Genomic DNA, 15883 nt, shown 5'->3' on the forward strand with positions numbered 1-15883 from the left:
ACCAAGAACATCTCCGTCACCCTGCGCGTCTGGCGCCAGGCCGGCCCCGCCGAGCCCGGCAAGTTCGTCGAATACCAAGCGAAGAACTGCAACCCCAACATGTCCTTCCTTGAAATGCTCGACGTCGTGAACGACGAGCTCGTGCACGCCGGCGAGGAGCCCATCGCCTTTGCGCACGACTGCCGCGAAGGCATCTGCGGCACCTGCTCGCTCGTCATCGACGGCAAGCCGCACGGCCCGCACAAGGGCATCGCCTCCTGCCAGACCTACATGCGCAGCTTCGCCGACGGCGCGGTCATCACCGTCGAGCCCTTCCGCGCGAAACCCTTCCCGGTCATCAAGGACCTCGTCACCGACCGCTCGGCCTTCGACAAGATCCAGCAGTCCGGCGGCTTCATCAGCATCCGCACCGGCGCGGCGCCCGACGCCAACTCCATCCCCGTGCCGAAGGACAACGCCGAGCTCGCGATGGACGCCGCCGCGTGCATCGGCTGCGGCGCCTGCGTGGCCGCCTGCAAGAACGCCAGCGCCATGCTCTTCGTCGCGGCGAAAGTCTCCCAGTTCGCCCTGCTTCCCCAAGGCCAGCCCGAGCGCGCCAAGCGCGTCCTCGCCATGGTGGGCAAGATGGACGAGCTCGGCTTCGGCAGCTGCACCAACCAATACGAATGCAGCGCCGCGTGCCCGAAGCAGATCAGCCACGACTTCATCGCGCGCCTGAATCGCGAATACATCAAGGCCACCTTCAGCACCGCCTTCAAGCCCGTGAGCGAGGCCGGCGGCGGCGCGGGCTGAAGCGGTACGGGCCGCCAGCCCGTGGTTCCGCAGCACACCTCTCACCCAAGCGCGCCGCAAACCCGGCGCGCTTTTTATTGAGGCAACCCCGTCCTCTTGAATTTTGCCAGCAGCCGCCCTTCGTTTTTTCGCGCCAACTCATGCTCCCAGATGCGCATCACGTGCCAGCCCTTCGCGCGCAACGTCCGATTCACTTCCTTGTCGCGCGCTTTGTTGCGCTTGATCTTCTCGCGCCAAAACTTCGCATTGCTGGCCGGCTGCGTGCCGTGGCGCGGACAGCCGTGCCAGAAACAGCCGTCGACAAACACCGCCAGCCTCAACGTGCGAAACACAAAATCCGGTTTTCCGAAAAGCGGAATGCCGCGCCGCCATCCGCAAATGCGATGCGCGTGAAAAAATGCAATGAGCCGCAGTTCGGTGCCCTTGTTGCCCGAGCCGCGTATTCGCGCCATCACGGCGGAGCGTTCTGCCTTGGTATAAATGTCTGGCATAGTGCTTAGGTGCTTGTTTCTGAATCCAATCCTCAAGAATTTGCCACAAAAAGTCGGGCAACAATACGGGCAATTTGATATGCAAGCAAAGGGGGCACGGCGTTGCCGACTTGATGGTATTGCGCAGTGCGTGGCCCTTCGAAAAAATAATTATCTGGGAATGTCTGTAACCGCGCTGCTTCTCGCACAGTCAGGCTACGACATTGAGCAGGATCATAGTGAATGAAATAATGTCCATCTTTGGAAATATGCGAAGTGATGGTTGTGGATGGACGACGACGGCGTTGGACTCGGAAGCGATCATTAAACATGGCTCCGGTGATGGCTTCATCAACATTTTCATGGTCAGGCAGAAGTTCGGATGGAAAATGCTCCAAGCTGGGTGTTTGATTCATTAGCCGAGCAAACTGTGCGGCAAAAAGATAACGATGTAAGTCCTCCCGAATGTGGCCGCGTGTGACGTGATTACAGAAGCCCTTGAGCTTTGGATCGCGCAACCAAGTTTTTGCAAACTTTGGCGCAGGAGTTCCGGTAACAAATTCGCTGCCGCGCTGTAGTTTATCGCTCATGTTGCTCAATACCTTTTTGATGGCCCACCGTAAAGCAGGGGTCACGGCAGATTCAGCCAAGGCAGATGATCCGGCGAGTGCCCGAATGGCGGCGAGCCAGTTTTCTCCACTGTCATCCTCTTTGGACAATCCGCTGCGCAAACGTGGAAGGTCACTGATGGCTTTTTCAATGGGAATTTGTTTTTTTGCTCGGCGCAATATGTCAGGTATGTGCGGCCAGTCAGAGCGTATGCCAAGCAGGATGACGCGATGGCGGGCTTGCGGAATGCCATATTCTTCCGCCCGGACGACGAAATTCTGCGGCGGGATTTCGCCCAGCAGATCAGGTTGATTGCACACCAACGAAAACAACTTGTAACCCAATGGTACTGCTTGATTCGCCTCGGGAACAGCTTTCAGCGGTTCGGAAAGATCTCCCCTGATTTTTTGAAAGATACCTGCCTCGTTCACGGTGGCGGACAACATGCCCTTAACATTTTCCATTACGAACACAGGCGGTCGGTGCATGGCTAGGATACGAAGGTATTGCTGATAGAGCAGATGCTTTTCGTCAGAGGCGAATGTTGGATCATTTTTTCGCCGTGAACGGCCTACAAGGGAATATGCCTGACAAGGCGGCCCTCCGATAAGAACCCAATCTTTGGATTGGCCAATGGTATCGCGTATTCGTTTGTCCACGGTTTCAGAAGAAAAATTTTTTGAACCCAATTCCGCGTGCCATGCTTCACGTCTGGCGTTTTCCGCTTCATCGGAGAATTTTTCGAATAGAGCTTCTCGTGAAATTAAGCCGGACAGGCGTTGATAATATTCTGAAGGGGCTTGCTTATCCGGGAATTGGCGAAAAAAAGCACGCAGTTCAAGTGTTTGATGGGCAAGCGGATCTTTTTCAATGGACAGGCCAATCTTGAACACAGCTATTCCTTGGTGCCGGAACGCAGAAAAGCCTTCACCCAAGCCACCAGGTCCGGCAAATAGATCGATTATTGGAATGGGCATGAGAGGGGCATGCTAGCGCGCCGTTTATTTAGTGCGCGAGCATAACTGGAGCCTGCTTAGGCTGACTTTGTCTTGAACCGATCGAATTCCTTTGGCAGCAGCCGCAGAATTTCGTCAGCACTCATGCCATAAAGATACCAAGTGAGATCGAGCTGGTTGACCAGATCTGCCAGCCGGCGGGCAGCTCCTTTGACGCTTGACCCCGCACCACGACGGAAATTTCCCTTTTCATGGTCATAATAGAGTTTGGTGGCTACTTCAGCCATGGCTGGATTGGTAACGAGTTCCTTTCTGGCCGCGAGCTGCTCGGCTATTTCGCCGGGCTTCCATAACGGATTACAAAGATAGGCAAGTGCGCGCTCTGGATTATCGTCATGAGCGCGAACGATGAGGAATGGCCCAAGAAGCAGGTGGCGGTAAAAACGCTGAAAATTGTCAACTTGTGGAATAAGACGCTCAAATGCCATGACTTTTCGTGAGCCATGTCCATCTGCAGGACACACTTGATCGAAAAAGAACAATGTCAGCCATCCCCAAAGTCCTGCATCGCGTTCAGGGCGCTGGACATCAGATTTCTCAAGCAAATTATGGAGATATTTTCCTGCTTCCAAGCGGTTTGTGAAATCATGAGCATCGACATGAACATCAGTTTTGACGACTTCTGTCAGAGAATCGTCTTCCAGCAACTCCCGGGGCGGTAAAAGCACTGGATTCGAGGCAAGATTGTTTCGGTAATCAATGAATGCGTTCAATCCTGTTGAATTAAATCGGCGCAATATCATTTATTGTCCTCCTCATTCATGGCGAGTTCGAGCGTTTCGCGTATTTTATGGTGTCTTGAGAAGGCGGCGACCGCAGAATCGATCCATATTTCCCGATCATCACGATCTCCCACGTGGGGCAGCGGTTCCATGCCCCCTAGATTTCGAGCAAATTTAACCCAATCGGCCTTCCAGCCTTCATCTTCGTCTTCGTCCGTGTATTCGTTTTTTGGGTCAAGCAGCACCTTGGTTAGCATTTGCCGCATTACTTCTGGATAAACGAGTGCAATAAAATAAGGCGAGCGCGTCATCGCCTTCCAAGTGGGGCGTGCGTCCCTGTTTACAAGAAGCTTTGGGGGATCACTTTCCAAATCAAGTTTCCACAGGAGCTGGTCAAGGGTGTCGGGTTCGGGCGTGATGAGTGGCCGCCGAAGGTCGTCCACATCACCGGTCTTCACGTAACGGAGCCCATCCGCCTCGGCTACAAGCTTATTATGCTCGGCCCCTTGGCACATCACAACTCGCACGCGAAACAATATTCCTTCTGCTCCATCAAATTCAGTCAATCGACGATCCGCCGCTGGACGCAGAAGAGAAATCGTTCCCCACCTAAATTGCATCCAGAGATTTTGGCGATGGGCTTCAACCCATACTTCTGCGTTATGGGGAAACTTATACGAAGTGATCCGTTGCAGATCTGCATCGAAAACCCAAATGCCGGCTTCTTCACGCAGGCGAATGGAAATATCCTGCCGTTTGATTACACGGCGTTGGGTGTAGTTAAACGTCCGTTTCATTGGTATGTTTCAGTTCGATTGCGCGTACAACGAGATCGCGATTGCGGTCGAATCCCGACACGCCAAACGCAAAGTCTGGCTGTTTGATTTCCAGTTCGATGGTATTATCGCTGTTGTCCTTCCATGACACACCGATGGGTTTGGGTTCAAGACGCAAGGGTGATCGTAGAAATTGAAAGTCATCTGGCGACCAGCGTTTGATGGCATTACCTCGGCGAACGGCATACCCCACTTCGATTCGCATCCTGATGGGAAATATACTGGGAGGCGCGTTACCAGCAATAATTTGGAAACCGTCAGCCGACTTTCGAATATCAAAGCGTCGAAGTTTGGGCTTTGGGATGTCGGGATTATCGTCCGGGCCGGGCGTCGGTGCGCCGGGCTTTGGCTTTGTTTTTTTTTCCACAACGCTGCTATCATCGGCAGGTAGAAAGAAATGATCGATAAGAAGTGTTGGGTCTCCCTTTCTGTCCGCAGCGTGCAGTCGCTGAACAATTTCATAAACACTGCGAGTCACAAATCGGATGGTGTCAGCACCGTAAACATAACGATTGTGAAATTTCGGCGAGTCCTTTTGCCATTGAGTATGGTTCACTCCTTCGGCATCGCCGAGCAAACCTGCAATCGGACGACGATCAACGACAACCAGCGAGCGACTGTTGCCGATGACTGGTGAACGAATGTCGGTGATGACTATTCCATCGCGAAGAAATATCGTGCGATGTCCGTGGTCGCGGCATGGCATAAAGAATACACGGAAACAGGATGCCTGCTCTGTTGCATCCTTTGCTTTTGGTCGCACCTGAATGGGGACTTCAACGGCAAATCGCTGGCCTGTTTCGATGTGTTTCTTGAGCTCGGCCAAAATATCTTCCGGCAGAAGCTCAGCAGCGCATTTTCCCCAGTTTGGACATTTCTCTGTTGTCGGCGGCAGTTTGACAACCTGCTCTGCCTTCACAAAGGCGGCCCATGCAGCAAAATCAATAACAGCAGCCTCGTTTATTGGGAGCAAATCCCTGTGCAGCATCACTGTTTCGGCATTGAATGTCCATGAGCCTTCCGGCGCTTCAAGTTCGACGACAAGTTCACCTTGAAGAATAGGCCAGAAAAAATTACGAACAATACCACGACGAATATCGTCCGAATTCATCCGCTCATCAACCCATGGCACTACGAGCGAAAGCCCTTTCTCAAGGTTTCGGTTAAGCTGAAATGCTTGGACAAATTGATTCAAAAAAGATTCTTCAATGACAGGGGTAACGGGACGATCTGTATTTTCCTGCAAACCAAACCATCCATCGGGATCATAATCATCATTTTCGATGGTTCGTGAGCGAATGACAGCGGATCCCATCAACACACGGTTTGGCTCATCGGTCCTCACTGTCAGGCCAAAGACCGTATTAACGAGGCTGGCGGTAGGAAAAACCTGTTTACCGATGCCCCATCGGCCAAGGCTATCACCTGTCTTGGATGAACGTCCTTCCGCTCTGAAAAAGCTCCAGAATGCATTTTTTGTTGAATCCTCCAAGCGCCACGCTTCCACATCTCCATCCAAGCCCGTTGTGCCGAGGTCTTCGAAAACAAAATAACCCGGAACGGTTTTGAAGACGGAATTGCTATTTGTTGATTGGATGCCGGATTCAAAGTGCTTTTCTGCTCCAGCGAAAAGCGAGTGAAGCATGCTTTTCGCGTTACCTGTCGCCTGCGGCACCAAGCGTATCCGGATTCGCACATCCCGAACGCCAGAGGTCATGTCAGCGGCATCAATGGAATTTTGTATGGCCTCGCGCACAAGCGCCTCGCTCAGATTTTCCAAGCTTTCCGCAGTGAAAAACGCATCGTTTGTAGAGTCTCTCATGCGGTCACATGGACGCCGCCGATTAAAATGCCAAGAAGGGGTGGAAAGCATGGAATGAAACGAGAATTATGTTTTCAGATACATTGGTTAAGCTTACATGGATAATGTTAACTTTGACGTTTGATCAATGAGGGTACAACTCAAAATCGTGTCAGTTTGCCCAATAGGGTGTAACCGGAAGTGGTGTCAAACATGGGCGAGACGCCCATGCTACTCGATCTGACGGCTTCGCCGTCCACGGGCAGGATGCGCCCGTGCCACTCAACCTTGACTCCACTTCCGGCTGCATCCTCGCGGGAGAACCGGGAATCCGGACGGTTTATCATCCACGGACGCCGGTCGCATCGTGAGGCACGACCGCTCCACGTTCACGGGCTACAGAGACAGCCGGGCAGGGCCGCGTTTACCGCTTCGTTTTCAGCGCGGCCTCGATCTGTTTGCAGGCCAGGCGCAGGACTTGCAGGCGGGCGTATTGCTTGTTGTTGGCGGGGATCAGGTGCCACGGGGCGGCCGGCGTCTCGGTGAGGGCAAACATGTCCGACAGCGCGGCCTCGTAGGCGGTCCACTTGCGGCGGTTGCGCCAATCCTCGGCATTGATCTTGTGGCGCTTGTAGGGCGTGCGCTCGCGCAGGCGGAATCGGCGCAGCTGCTCATCCTTGCTGATGTGCAGCCAGAATTTCACCACGACGGCGCCGTGCTCGACGAGCTGCTGCTCGAAGTCGTTGATCTCGTCGTAGGCGCGGTGCCATTCGTCCGCGCGGGCGAAACCCTCCACCCGCTCCACGAGCACGCGGCCATACCAGGACCGGTCGAAAACCGTCACGCGTCCGTCGCGCGGCAGACAGCGCCAGAAACGCCAGAGATAATGATGCGCCTTTTCCTCGTCGGTGGGCTTCGCGACCGGGATGACGCGATAGGCGCGCGCGTCGATGGCGCTGACGAGGCGGCGGATGGAGCCGCCTTTGCCGGCGGCATCCCAGCCCTCGAAGACAAACACGACCGAGCGCTTCGCGTCCTGCGCGCCGCGCACGGCGCGGTGGAGGCGACCGAGCCATTTTTCGCGTTTGTCGCGGTATTCCTGCTCGGTGAGTTCCTGGTCGAGCGGAAGAGCGCCGAGGCGGCGGCGGCCGGCGGCGGTGACGGCGCGGGGGACCGGCTTCGGGCGCGGGACGGCGGTCTCCCTCGCGCCGAGCATGCGGCGATGCTCGTCGAAACGCTTGATGAGGATTTCGGTGAGCGTGAGGTTGCGCGCCCGCTCGTCCTCGATGTCGAGCACGACCCAGGGCGCGGCGGGCGTGTGCGTCTGGTCGAGCACGTAACGCGAGGCGCGCGCGAGGCGGTCGTAGCTGCGGTGCTGATACCAATGCTCGGGCGTCACGCGCCACGCGGTGTCCCGGTTTTTTTCGAGCGCGCGAAGGTGTCTGCCTTGGTTGGCTTTCGAGACGTGCAGCCAGAGTTTGATGATGAGCGTGCCGTTGTCGGTGAGCAGTTTTTCAAACTGGCCGATGTGCTTGAGCAGGTCGTGCGCATCGTCCCGGGCGCGCTTGCCGCGGCGGCTGTTTCCGCGCAGCGCCTCGGCATACCACGAGCCGATGTAGATGCCGATGCAGCCGTTGGCGGGCAGGTTGCGCCAGAAGCGCCACATGAAGGGCCGCTCGCGCTCCTCGTCGGACGGCTCCATGAAGGCGAAGGTCTCGACCCCGCGCGGGTCGAGCCAGCCGGTGAGCGTGTTGATGTATTCGCTGCGGCCCGAGCCTTCGAGACCGGCGACGATCAGCATGACCTTGAAGGGGAATTGCTTCAGCCGCACCTGCATTTGCACGAGCTGCTCGCGCAGTCGCGGAAGCGCATCGTCGTAGGCCTTTTTCGACATGCGTGTGGTTTCGCCCGAATGTGCCATGAGGACGAAAAAGTTGCGCGCGCGCGCACTGGCTGTCGAGCGCGCATGAATATTTTTTCGGACGCGGTCAACTCTTGACCCAAATTCACGGTAAAACCTCTTGCACGGGCGGCGGGTTTTGCGGCATGCATTGTTTGACTGTCATACGGACGGCGGTTTGCCGGCCCGCCATGAGGTCGTTTTTGCTTCGCCTGTTCTTCCAAGCACGGACCCCTTCCCAATTCCCAAAACACCATGCCCACCTCATTCCTCGGCGTTGTTTTCCACTGGCTCGGCGGCCTGGCCTCCGGCTCCTTCTATGTGCCCTACAAGGGCGTGAAAAAATGGTCGTGGGAGACCTACTGGCTCGTCGGCGGGTTCTTTTCCTGGATCATCTGCCCGATTTTTTTCGCGTCGGCGATGACCAATGACCTCTTCGCGGTCATCCGCGCGCAAAGCTGGAACACGCTTTGCGTCACCTACCTCTTCGGCGTGATGTGGGGCATGGGCGGGCTGACGTTCGGGCTGACGATGCGCTACCTCGGCATGTCGCTGGGCATGGGGGTGGCGCTGGGCTACTGCACGGTGTTCGGCACGCTGCTGCCGCCGATCTTCAAGGTGTTTGTGGACGTGCCCGACGTGTATATCGCCGAGACCATCGGGCAGATTTTCGCCACCACGCCGGGCAAGATCACGCTGGCCGGCATCGTCGTGACCATGGCCGGCATCGCCATCGCGGCCTACGCGGGGCTGACGAAGGAGCGCGAGATGCCGGAGGCGGAAAAGAAGAAGGCCATCGCGGAGTTCAATTTCAGGAAGGGCATCCTGGTGGCGACGTTTTCCGGGGTGATGAGCGCGGGCATGGCGTTCGCGATGAGCGCGGGCAACCCGATCGGCACCGCCTCGCTCGCGGCCGGCACGGACTCGATCTGGACGGGCCTGCCGAAACTGGTGGTGATCCTGCTGGGCGGGTTCACGACGAATTTCATCTGGTGCGTGCTGCTGAACATCAAGAACCGGACCGGCTACCAATACCTGGCCAGCCACGTGCGGCCCGAGCACGCGGGCGTCGCGCCGATGCACCTGGCGGGCGGCCCGGCGGCGGAGCCGTCGCGCGAGCAGCTCAAGGTGCCGGTGGCGCCGAACTACCTGTTTTCCGCGCTGGCGGGTGCGACGTGGTATTTCCAGTTTTTCTTCTACACGATGGGCGAGACGAAGATGAAGGAGGCAAACTCGGATTTCGCGAGCTGGACGCTGCACATGGCGAGCATCATCATCTTCAGCACGCTGTGGGGGATTTATTTCAAGGAATGGAAGGGCGCGAGCGCGAAGGCGCGCGGCCTGATCTTCGCGGGCATCGCGACGCTGGTGTTTTCGACCGTGGTCATCGGTTTCGGCACCTGGCTGAAGACCCGCGGTTGAGCGGCGGCGCGAAGAGGCGGCGCGCAACCATCCCTGCCTCCTCCGTTTGGCAGGGAGCAGGCGCTGCCGCGCGAAGCGGAAGCCACGTTATACGGTCACGGCTTTCCCGGCCGGATAATGACGCCTGCCGTTCGGCACCGTTTAATAATACCAATTCCGAACGAAATTTATCCTTTTTCTCCGTGCCGTCCGGTTTAGGTAGGGCGAGGCGTCCCGCCGAGCCGTTGGCGCTCGCGGCTCGGCGGGACGCCTCGCCCTACCTAAAATATAAAGCTCGTTCGGAAATGGTATAATAATAAAAGCCACGGAGCTTTCCGCGCTCCCTTCAGTCGCGCATGTGCGCGAGCGTCATGTCGCCCGCGCCGGCGTTGTTGCCATGGTATTTTCTTTCAACATCGGCCCAAATGGCAAAGCGAGGCGTCCCCGCCGGGCCGCGGCTCAGCCGGAGGCTTCGCCCTGCCGGCGCTGCCGCGCCAATGTTAAATGAAAACACCAATATTTATAATTTGTAGAACTGCTCCCAGCCGGCGCGGGGCGGGATGTGCGCGAGGAGGGCGTTGGCGGCGGCGTTGTTTGTGATGCGTTTTGCCTTCGCATCGAATTTTAATGTCTCGCCGGGCCGGCAGACGCGCTGGGCGATGATGCCGATTGCCATCGTCTGGCAGAGGGGGCCGCTGACGGCAAAGGGGGAATGGGGCTGCTCTTCGCCGAGGATGGAGCGGAGGAAGTTGCCGTAGTGCGCGTCGGGTTTGTCCTTGCGATAGTCCGGGTAATTTTCCCCGGCGCCGGCGATTTGTTTCAACACGCTGCCGTGCGAGCCGCCTTGGAAAATGGCGCCGTCGGCGCGGTAAAGTTCCTTGCCGGGAGGCGGATTTTTTTTGGCGCGGCCGCCGGTGCCGCCACCGGGCGTGGGGATGGATTTGTCCTCCTCGATGGCGCCGGCGCCGGCGGGGAGCGGCGGGAGGTTTTCCATGCCGTCATACCACCAGAGGTCGAGGGCGGGGTTGGCGGCGTCGCGCGCGGGGAACTTGAACTGCAATGTCGTCGCCTGCGGAAAAACAAATTTGTTCCAGCCGTCGAGTTTCACGGCGGCGACTTCGGTCGGATAACCGAGCCGCAGAAATTCGTGCGCGGTGTCGAAAATGTGCGCGCCCCAGTCGCCGAGCGCGCCGTTGCCGAAGTCGAACCAGCAGCGCCATTCGCCGTCGAGGTAGCGCGTGCTGCACGGGTGGTCGGAGGCGGTGGCGAGCCAGGCGTTCCAGTCGAGCCAGTCGGGCGCGAGCTCGGCGGGGAAATAATTGTCGAGGCCGCGGAACTCCGGCTTTTTCGCCCAGTGCCAGCGGCGGTCGTTGTTCATGTGGGCGTTTATGCGGGTGATGTTTTTTAATATGCCGGCCTCCGCCCAGTTTTTGAACTGGTAATAATTGGCGGACGAGTGGCCCTGGTTGCCCATTTGGGTGACGAGCGCGGCGCCGGTGCGCGTTTTGTATTTGGCGGCGGCGGCGATGAGGAGGTCTATCTGGTCGAAGGTGTGGGCGACGGGTTTTTCGACATAGACGTGCAGGCCGAGCGAGAGCGCCAGCATCGCGGCGGGGAAGTGCGAGAAATCGGGCGTGGCGACGAGGACGGCGTCGAGATCCCGCGCGTTTTCGTCGAGGAGGCGGCGGAAGTCGCGGTAGAGTTTCGCCTTGGGGAATTGTTTTATGGTGGCGACGGTGCGGTGGTGGCCGAGTTCGGTGTCGCAGAGGGCGACGACCTCGGTGAGGCCGGTTTTCTCGAATTGTTTGATGTCGGCGGCTCCCTGGTTGCCGATGCCGATGTAGGCGATGCGGATTTTTTGCGAGGCGCCGGAGGTGGGGTGGCCGGCGTCATCGGCGCCGGCGGTGTCTGTTTTCTTTGTGGCGGCGGCGGCAAGGTTTGCCGGGAGGGCGCCGGCGATGAAGGGGAAGGCGCCGGCGGCGAGGATTTGCTTGAGGAATGGGCGGCGCCGGAGGGCGGCGGTGCCGGAGGTGTTTGTATTATTATTGCTGGGCATGACGGGGGAGGTTGAGGCTTGTTTTATGGGTGCTTTGAAAAACTCAAAACAATCCGGTTTTTAACCGCAAAGGACGCAAAAGGCGCAAAGATTCCAAAACATGATTTCTCTCTGATTTCCTTGCGTCCTCTGCGGTTAATTTCGCGGCTGATTTGTTTTTGGGTTCTTCAAGTCGTCCTTAACACTGATGGTTTTTATATTATTGCCGGCGCCGGCGGTGATTTTGTTTATTTTAACTCGCGGATTTTTATGCTGCGGAAGCGGACTTGGTTGCCGTGGTCTTGCAGGAGGATGGGGCCTTTCGGGGCGAGGCCAAAGCCGGGCGTCTTTTTATATTTGCTGATGGCGACGAGCGCGTTGAATTCCGCCGAACCGCGCTCGTAGGCGACGGTGCGGACGCCGTTCAACCAATGCTCGACGTGCCCGTCGGGGCGGACGACGATGCGCGCGTGCTGCCATTCGCCGGGTTTCGGGATGACGCCCAGGCCCTTGACGCGCAAGGTGTCCGGCGCGATGAGGTCGTAGAGACCGGCGAGGCAGCGGTTGCCGTCGCGGCCGAGTTTCGCGTCGGGGTGTTTTTTGTCGTCGAGGATTTGATATTCGAGGCCGATGGCGGAGCCGCCGCCGCCGATGGAGTCGAGTTTTTCGACGACAAAATATTTCACGCCGCTGTTCGCGCCGGGCGTGAACTTGAATTCGAGTTGCAGCTCGAACGCGGAGAATTCCGCCTCGGTGACGATGTCGCCGCCGTTTTTCGACTCGGCGCCGCCGGATTCGTTGACGATGAGTTCGCCGTTTTCGATTTTCCAGCCGGCGGCGGGGAAGGTGGTTTTGCGCGCGCCGCGCCAGCCCGCGGTGGTGCTGCCGTCCCAGAGCAGGCGCCAGCCGGCGGCGCGCTCGGCGGGGGAGAGGTCGTTGGGGAGCAGGTTGCGCTGGAAAACGGAGGCGTCGTCGGGCGTGGGGACGAGGTCGCGCGTCTGGATGCGGATGTCGCGCCAGCGGGTTTTGCGACCGGCCGCGGCGGGGTCGGTTTTGGAGACGGAGTGGACTTGCAGCGCGATGAAGCCGGCCGGCGTGAGGCTGTCCGCGACGCTCGCGACGGGGACGCCGTTGACCCAGGTGCGGAGCGAGGAGCCGATGGCCTCGATGCGGAGGCGGTTCCACTGGCCGGTGCGGTAGAGCGTCGCGCCCCGCGGGTTCATGTCGCCGGTGTAGAGCCAGCCGCGGCGCGCCTCGTCGTAGATGCCGCCGGTCCAGGCGCGCGGGGCGGGGTCGATCTCGAACTGGTAGCCGAAGACGAGAGGCGGCTTGCCGTTTTGGGCCGGGCGCAACTCGCTGCGGAATTGCACGCCGCCGTTCTTGGCCTGCTCGGCGTCCTGCATGACCTCCATCTCGAGGATGAAGTCGCCGTAGGGGCGCTCGGTGGCGAGGAAGCTGTTGGGCGAATTGTTGACGGTGGTGCCGACGATGCAGCCGGCGGCGACCTCGTAGGTGGCGTTGCCGGCGACTTGTTTCCAGCCGGAGAGATCGCGGCCGTTGAACAACGGCTCCCACGGCCCGGCTTGGAGGGCGAGCGGGGCGAGCGCAAAGGCGGACAGCAACCACGGCAAGGACAGGGCGCGCACGCGGCGGCGCGCATTCGGAGGGAGGGATGGTTTCATAAGAGCGAGCAGGGGGAATGGGAAACTGACGGAGATGAAGCGGACATTAAACAGCCGCCCCGGGAAAAAATGCAATCCGGCAAATGGGGCGGGATCGTGCGGCAGGGGAAAAGGGCTCCCCCCCTCCCCCGCCCCGCCTTCGCCCTTCCCTTCTGTCTTGAGCGCGGGGCGGCGGGGCGCGAAGCTCGGCCTTTCCTTTTCCTCACCGCGCATGTCGAAACCCTCCTATCTCGCACCCGAATCGGATATGTTCAACACCGGGCCGTCCTATTGGCAGACCAACGCCTGGTGGATGGCTCCGCTGGCGGTCTTTGCGCTCACGGTGGCGATGACCGTGTTTTCCTTTCCCCCCTTCAACGCGGGCGAGCTCGCCTATATCTTCGCGGTGCCGGCGATTTTCTGGGCCTTCAAGCGGCCCCGGCTGAAAGTGTTCCTCCCGGTCGTGTTCGGCGCGCAGGCGGCGGCCTGGACGATTCTGCTCGCGTGGCTGCACAATGTCACGTGGCTGGGCCTGTTTCTGCTCGGGCCGTTTGTCGGCGCGTGGATCGGGCTCTGGTATGCCGCCGTGTGGTGGGCCGCCCCGCGCGCCCTGGGTAAACCGGCGCCGGTGCGCGTGGCGATCATGCTCGGCCTGGCCGGATTGTGGGTGCTCATCGAGTGGACGCGCCTGTGGTTCCTGAGCGGGTTTCCCTGGCTGCCGCTCGCGGCCAGCCAGTGGACGAGGCCGTTTCTGCTGCAAGTCGCGGCGGTGACCGGCGCCGGCGGCATTTCATTCGTATTGATATGCTTCAATCTCGGCGCGGCGGCGGGTTTGTACCGGCTGTTTTTCGAGCGCGAGCTGAAGGGCCTGAGACGGCGCAGCCCGGAGTTCATGGCCGCGCTGCTGGTGCTCGGCACGTCGTTCCTGTGGGTCGGCGATTACATGGATTCCAGCGGCAGGCGGGAAAGGGTGGCGTTGATCGCGGTGGTGGAGCCCAATATCCCGCAGGCGGTGAAATGGGACCCGGCCAAGGCGGACGGCATCCTCGACGCGCTCGCCAAGCTCACGGAACGCGCGTCGCTCACGTTTCCCGACCTGATCCTGTGGCCGGAGTCGGCCATGCCGTTCGCGCTGAAGGGCGACGGCCCCGAGGCGCGCCAGTGGGTCGAGAGCCTCGCGCGCCGCGTCAACACGCCGCTGCTGATCGGCGGCGACAGCGTCGAAACCCTGCCCGACGGCACGCGCGCGTGGTATAACGCCGCCTTCGTGGTCGATCCGGAGGCGGGCCTGCGCGAACACTACTACAAAAAACGCCACCTGGTGCCCTTCGGCGAGTATGTGCCGTTTCGCCCGTTGCTCGGCTGGCTCAGCAAGATCACCGACGTGGGCGAAGGCGACTTCCACCCGGGCGGGATTTCGGGCCCCCTCATCTGCGGCACGCGGCGCACCGACGTGTTCGCGGCCGGCCCGCTGATCTGCTACGAGGACATTTTCCCGAACCTCACCCGCGACAACACCGAGCTCGGCGCCGACCTGCACGTGGTGCTCACCAACAACGGCTGGTTCGGCCAGGGCGGGGCCGCCTGGCAGCACGCGGCGCACTCGATCCTGCGCGCGGTGGAGACGCGCCGGCCGGTCGTGCGCTGCAGCAACGGCGGCTGGAACGGCTGGATCGACGAATTTGGCCGGACCCACGATGTGATGACCAACCCGGACGGCTCCATCTACCTGCGCGGCACGCACACCTTCGACGTGCGGCGCTCCACCAGTTGGAAGGAGCGGGAGACGTTCTACGTGCGCCACGGCGACTGGTTCCTGTGGGCCTGCGCCGGCCTGCTGGTGCTCGGCCTGGCGGCGGTGCGCTTCGGCCACCTGAGGGTCGCTTCGCGGCCGGATTAAGCTGGACGCTTCAAGTTCAAGTGAAACCCGCCGGGAGTTTGGCCTTAATCTTAAACGTCCAACTTGGACTGCCCGGCTTCGCCCGCCGCCGCGTTTCAGCATTTTCAAACCGCGCGAATCGTCCATAGTGGCGGTTTCTCATTTCTCCGCGCATCCGCATCGCGGCATTTTCGCACACCATCACCTTTCACCAACATGGAGCAGCTTCACGCCTACTGGCGCATGGAATACATCGAGGCCCCGCGCCTCCCCGCGTCGAAACGCCCCTTCACCGACCTGCCCGCGCTCGGTGACGACCGCGCCGCGCTCATCGTGCATCGCAGCCCCCTCTCCTACCTAATGCTCAACCGCTACCCCTACAATCCCGGCCACCTCCTCGCCATCCCCTTCCGCGAAGTCGCCGACATCGAGGAACTCGACCCCGCCGAACGCGCCGACCTCTTCGACATCATCGTCTTCGCCAAGCGCCTCCTGCGCGCGACCATCAAGCCCGACGCCTTCAACCTCGGCTTCAACCTCGGCATCGCGTCCGGCGGCAGCATCGCGCACCTGCACGGCCACATCGTCCCACGCTGGAACGGCGACAACAACTTCATGCCCGTCCTCGGCCAGACCCGCGTGCTCCCGCAGGCGCTCGAAACCATCTGGGAAAAACTCTCCGCCGCCGCCGCCGTGGAAACCAAAAAGTAAGAACCGCTCTTAAGATTCAAGGGAACTTCTAAAAATTGATTATAACCGCA

12 protein-coding genes are annotated in these 15883 nt (G+C 59.6%); 4 read left to right on the top strand and 8 right to left on the bottom strand.

Translation table 11 applies throughout. From position 1 onward, the window contains the following. Positions 1-9: 9 nt before the first annotated feature. Complete coding sequence (locus OH491_RS14290; protein ID WP_068771136.1) at positions 10-792, top strand: succinate dehydrogenase/fumarate reductase iron-sulfur subunit; 783 nt, start codon at positions 10-12, stop codon at positions 790-792. 74 nt (positions 793-866) lie between these two features. Here the strand turns inward: OH491_RS14290 and OH491_RS14295 are convergent, their stop codons facing one another. From OH491_RS14295 to pap, 6 genes are all read right to left on the bottom strand, one after another. Then, entirely contained in the window at positions 867-1283 is a 417-nt protein-coding gene (locus OH491_RS14295) for a very short patch repair endonuclease (RefSeq protein WP_068770657.1), read from the bottom strand. Between the two features lie 32 nt (positions 1284-1315). Continuing rightward, positions 1316-2848: a DNA cytosine methyltransferase gene (locus OH491_RS14300; protein WP_084442243.1), complete on the bottom strand. Its 1533-nt coding sequence runs from the start codon at positions 2846-2848 to the stop codon at positions 1316-1318. Between the two features lie 56 nt (positions 2849-2904). Then, positions 2905-3600, bottom strand: coding sequence for a hypothetical protein (locus OH491_RS14305; protein WP_145928830.1), 696 nt, complete (start codon positions 3598-3600; stop codon positions 2905-2907). A 26-nt stretch (positions 3601-3626) separates the two neighbouring features. Continuing rightward, positions 3627-4406 (bottom strand): hypothetical protein, encoded by a 780-nt coding sequence (locus tag OH491_RS14310; RefSeq protein ID WP_145928829.1) that lies wholly within the window; start codon positions 4404-4406, stop codon positions 3627-3629. Continuing rightward, positions 4390-6318: a hypothetical protein gene (locus OH491_RS14315; protein ID WP_342750527.1), complete on the bottom strand. Its 1929-nt coding sequence runs from the start codon at positions 6316-6318 to the stop codon at positions 4390-4392. The genes OH491_RS14310 and OH491_RS14315 overlap by 17 nt, the downstream gene beginning before the upstream one ends. Before the next feature lie 352 nt (positions 6319-6670). Continuing rightward, a complete protein-coding gene (pap, locus tag OH491_RS14320) occupies positions 6671-8167 on the bottom strand; it encodes a polyphosphate:AMP phosphotransferase (RefSeq protein WP_068770650.1) in 1497 nt (498 codons plus the stop codon). A 234-nt stretch (positions 8168-8401) separates the two neighbouring features. On the opposite strand from pap, the gene rhaT reads away from it, so the two are divergent. Beyond that, positions 8402-9568 carry an L-rhamnose/proton symporter RhaT gene (gene rhaT / locus OH491_RS14325; protein ID WP_068770649.1) on the top strand — a complete coding sequence of 389 codons (1167 nt, stop codon included), beginning with the start codon at positions 8402-8404 and terminating at the stop codon, positions 9566-9568. Between the two features lie 499 nt (positions 9569-10067). Here rhaT and OH491_RS14330 read toward each other — a convergent pair whose 3' ends face one another. Together OH491_RS14330 and OH491_RS14335 are read right to left on the bottom strand one after the other, a co-directional pair. Next, positions 10068-11603: a Gfo/Idh/MocA family protein gene (locus OH491_RS14330; protein WP_068770648.1), complete on the bottom strand. Its 1536-nt coding sequence runs from the start codon at positions 11601-11603 to the stop codon at positions 10068-10070. Between the two features lie 227 nt (positions 11604-11830). Continuing rightward, the gene (locus OH491_RS14335; RefSeq protein ID WP_145928827.1) at positions 11831-13264 is read right to left on the bottom strand and encodes a 3-keto-disaccharide hydrolase; all 1434 of its coding nucleotides are present in this window, start codon (positions 13262-13264) and stop codon (positions 11831-11833) included. A 211-nt stretch (positions 13265-13475) separates the two neighbouring features. Between OH491_RS14335 and lnt the strand changes: the two genes are divergently transcribed. Beyond that, a complete protein-coding gene (gene lnt / locus OH491_RS14340; protein WP_068770647.1) occupies positions 13476-15143 on the top strand; it encodes an apolipoprotein N-acyltransferase in 1668 nt (555 codons plus the stop codon). Between the two features lie 195 nt (positions 15144-15338). Next, positions 15339-15833 carry an HIT family protein gene (locus OH491_RS14345; RefSeq protein WP_068770646.1) on the top strand — a complete coding sequence of 165 codons (495 nt, stop codon included), beginning with the start codon at positions 15339-15341 and terminating at the stop codon, positions 15831-15833. The last annotated feature ends 50 nt before the right edge of the window (positions 15834-15883 follow it).

The sequence above is a fragment of the Termitidicoccus mucosus genome, from assembly GCF_038725785.1.
Lineage (GTDB): Bacteria > Verrucomicrobiota > Verrucomicrobiia > Opitutales > Opitutaceae > Termitidicoccus > Termitidicoccus mucosus.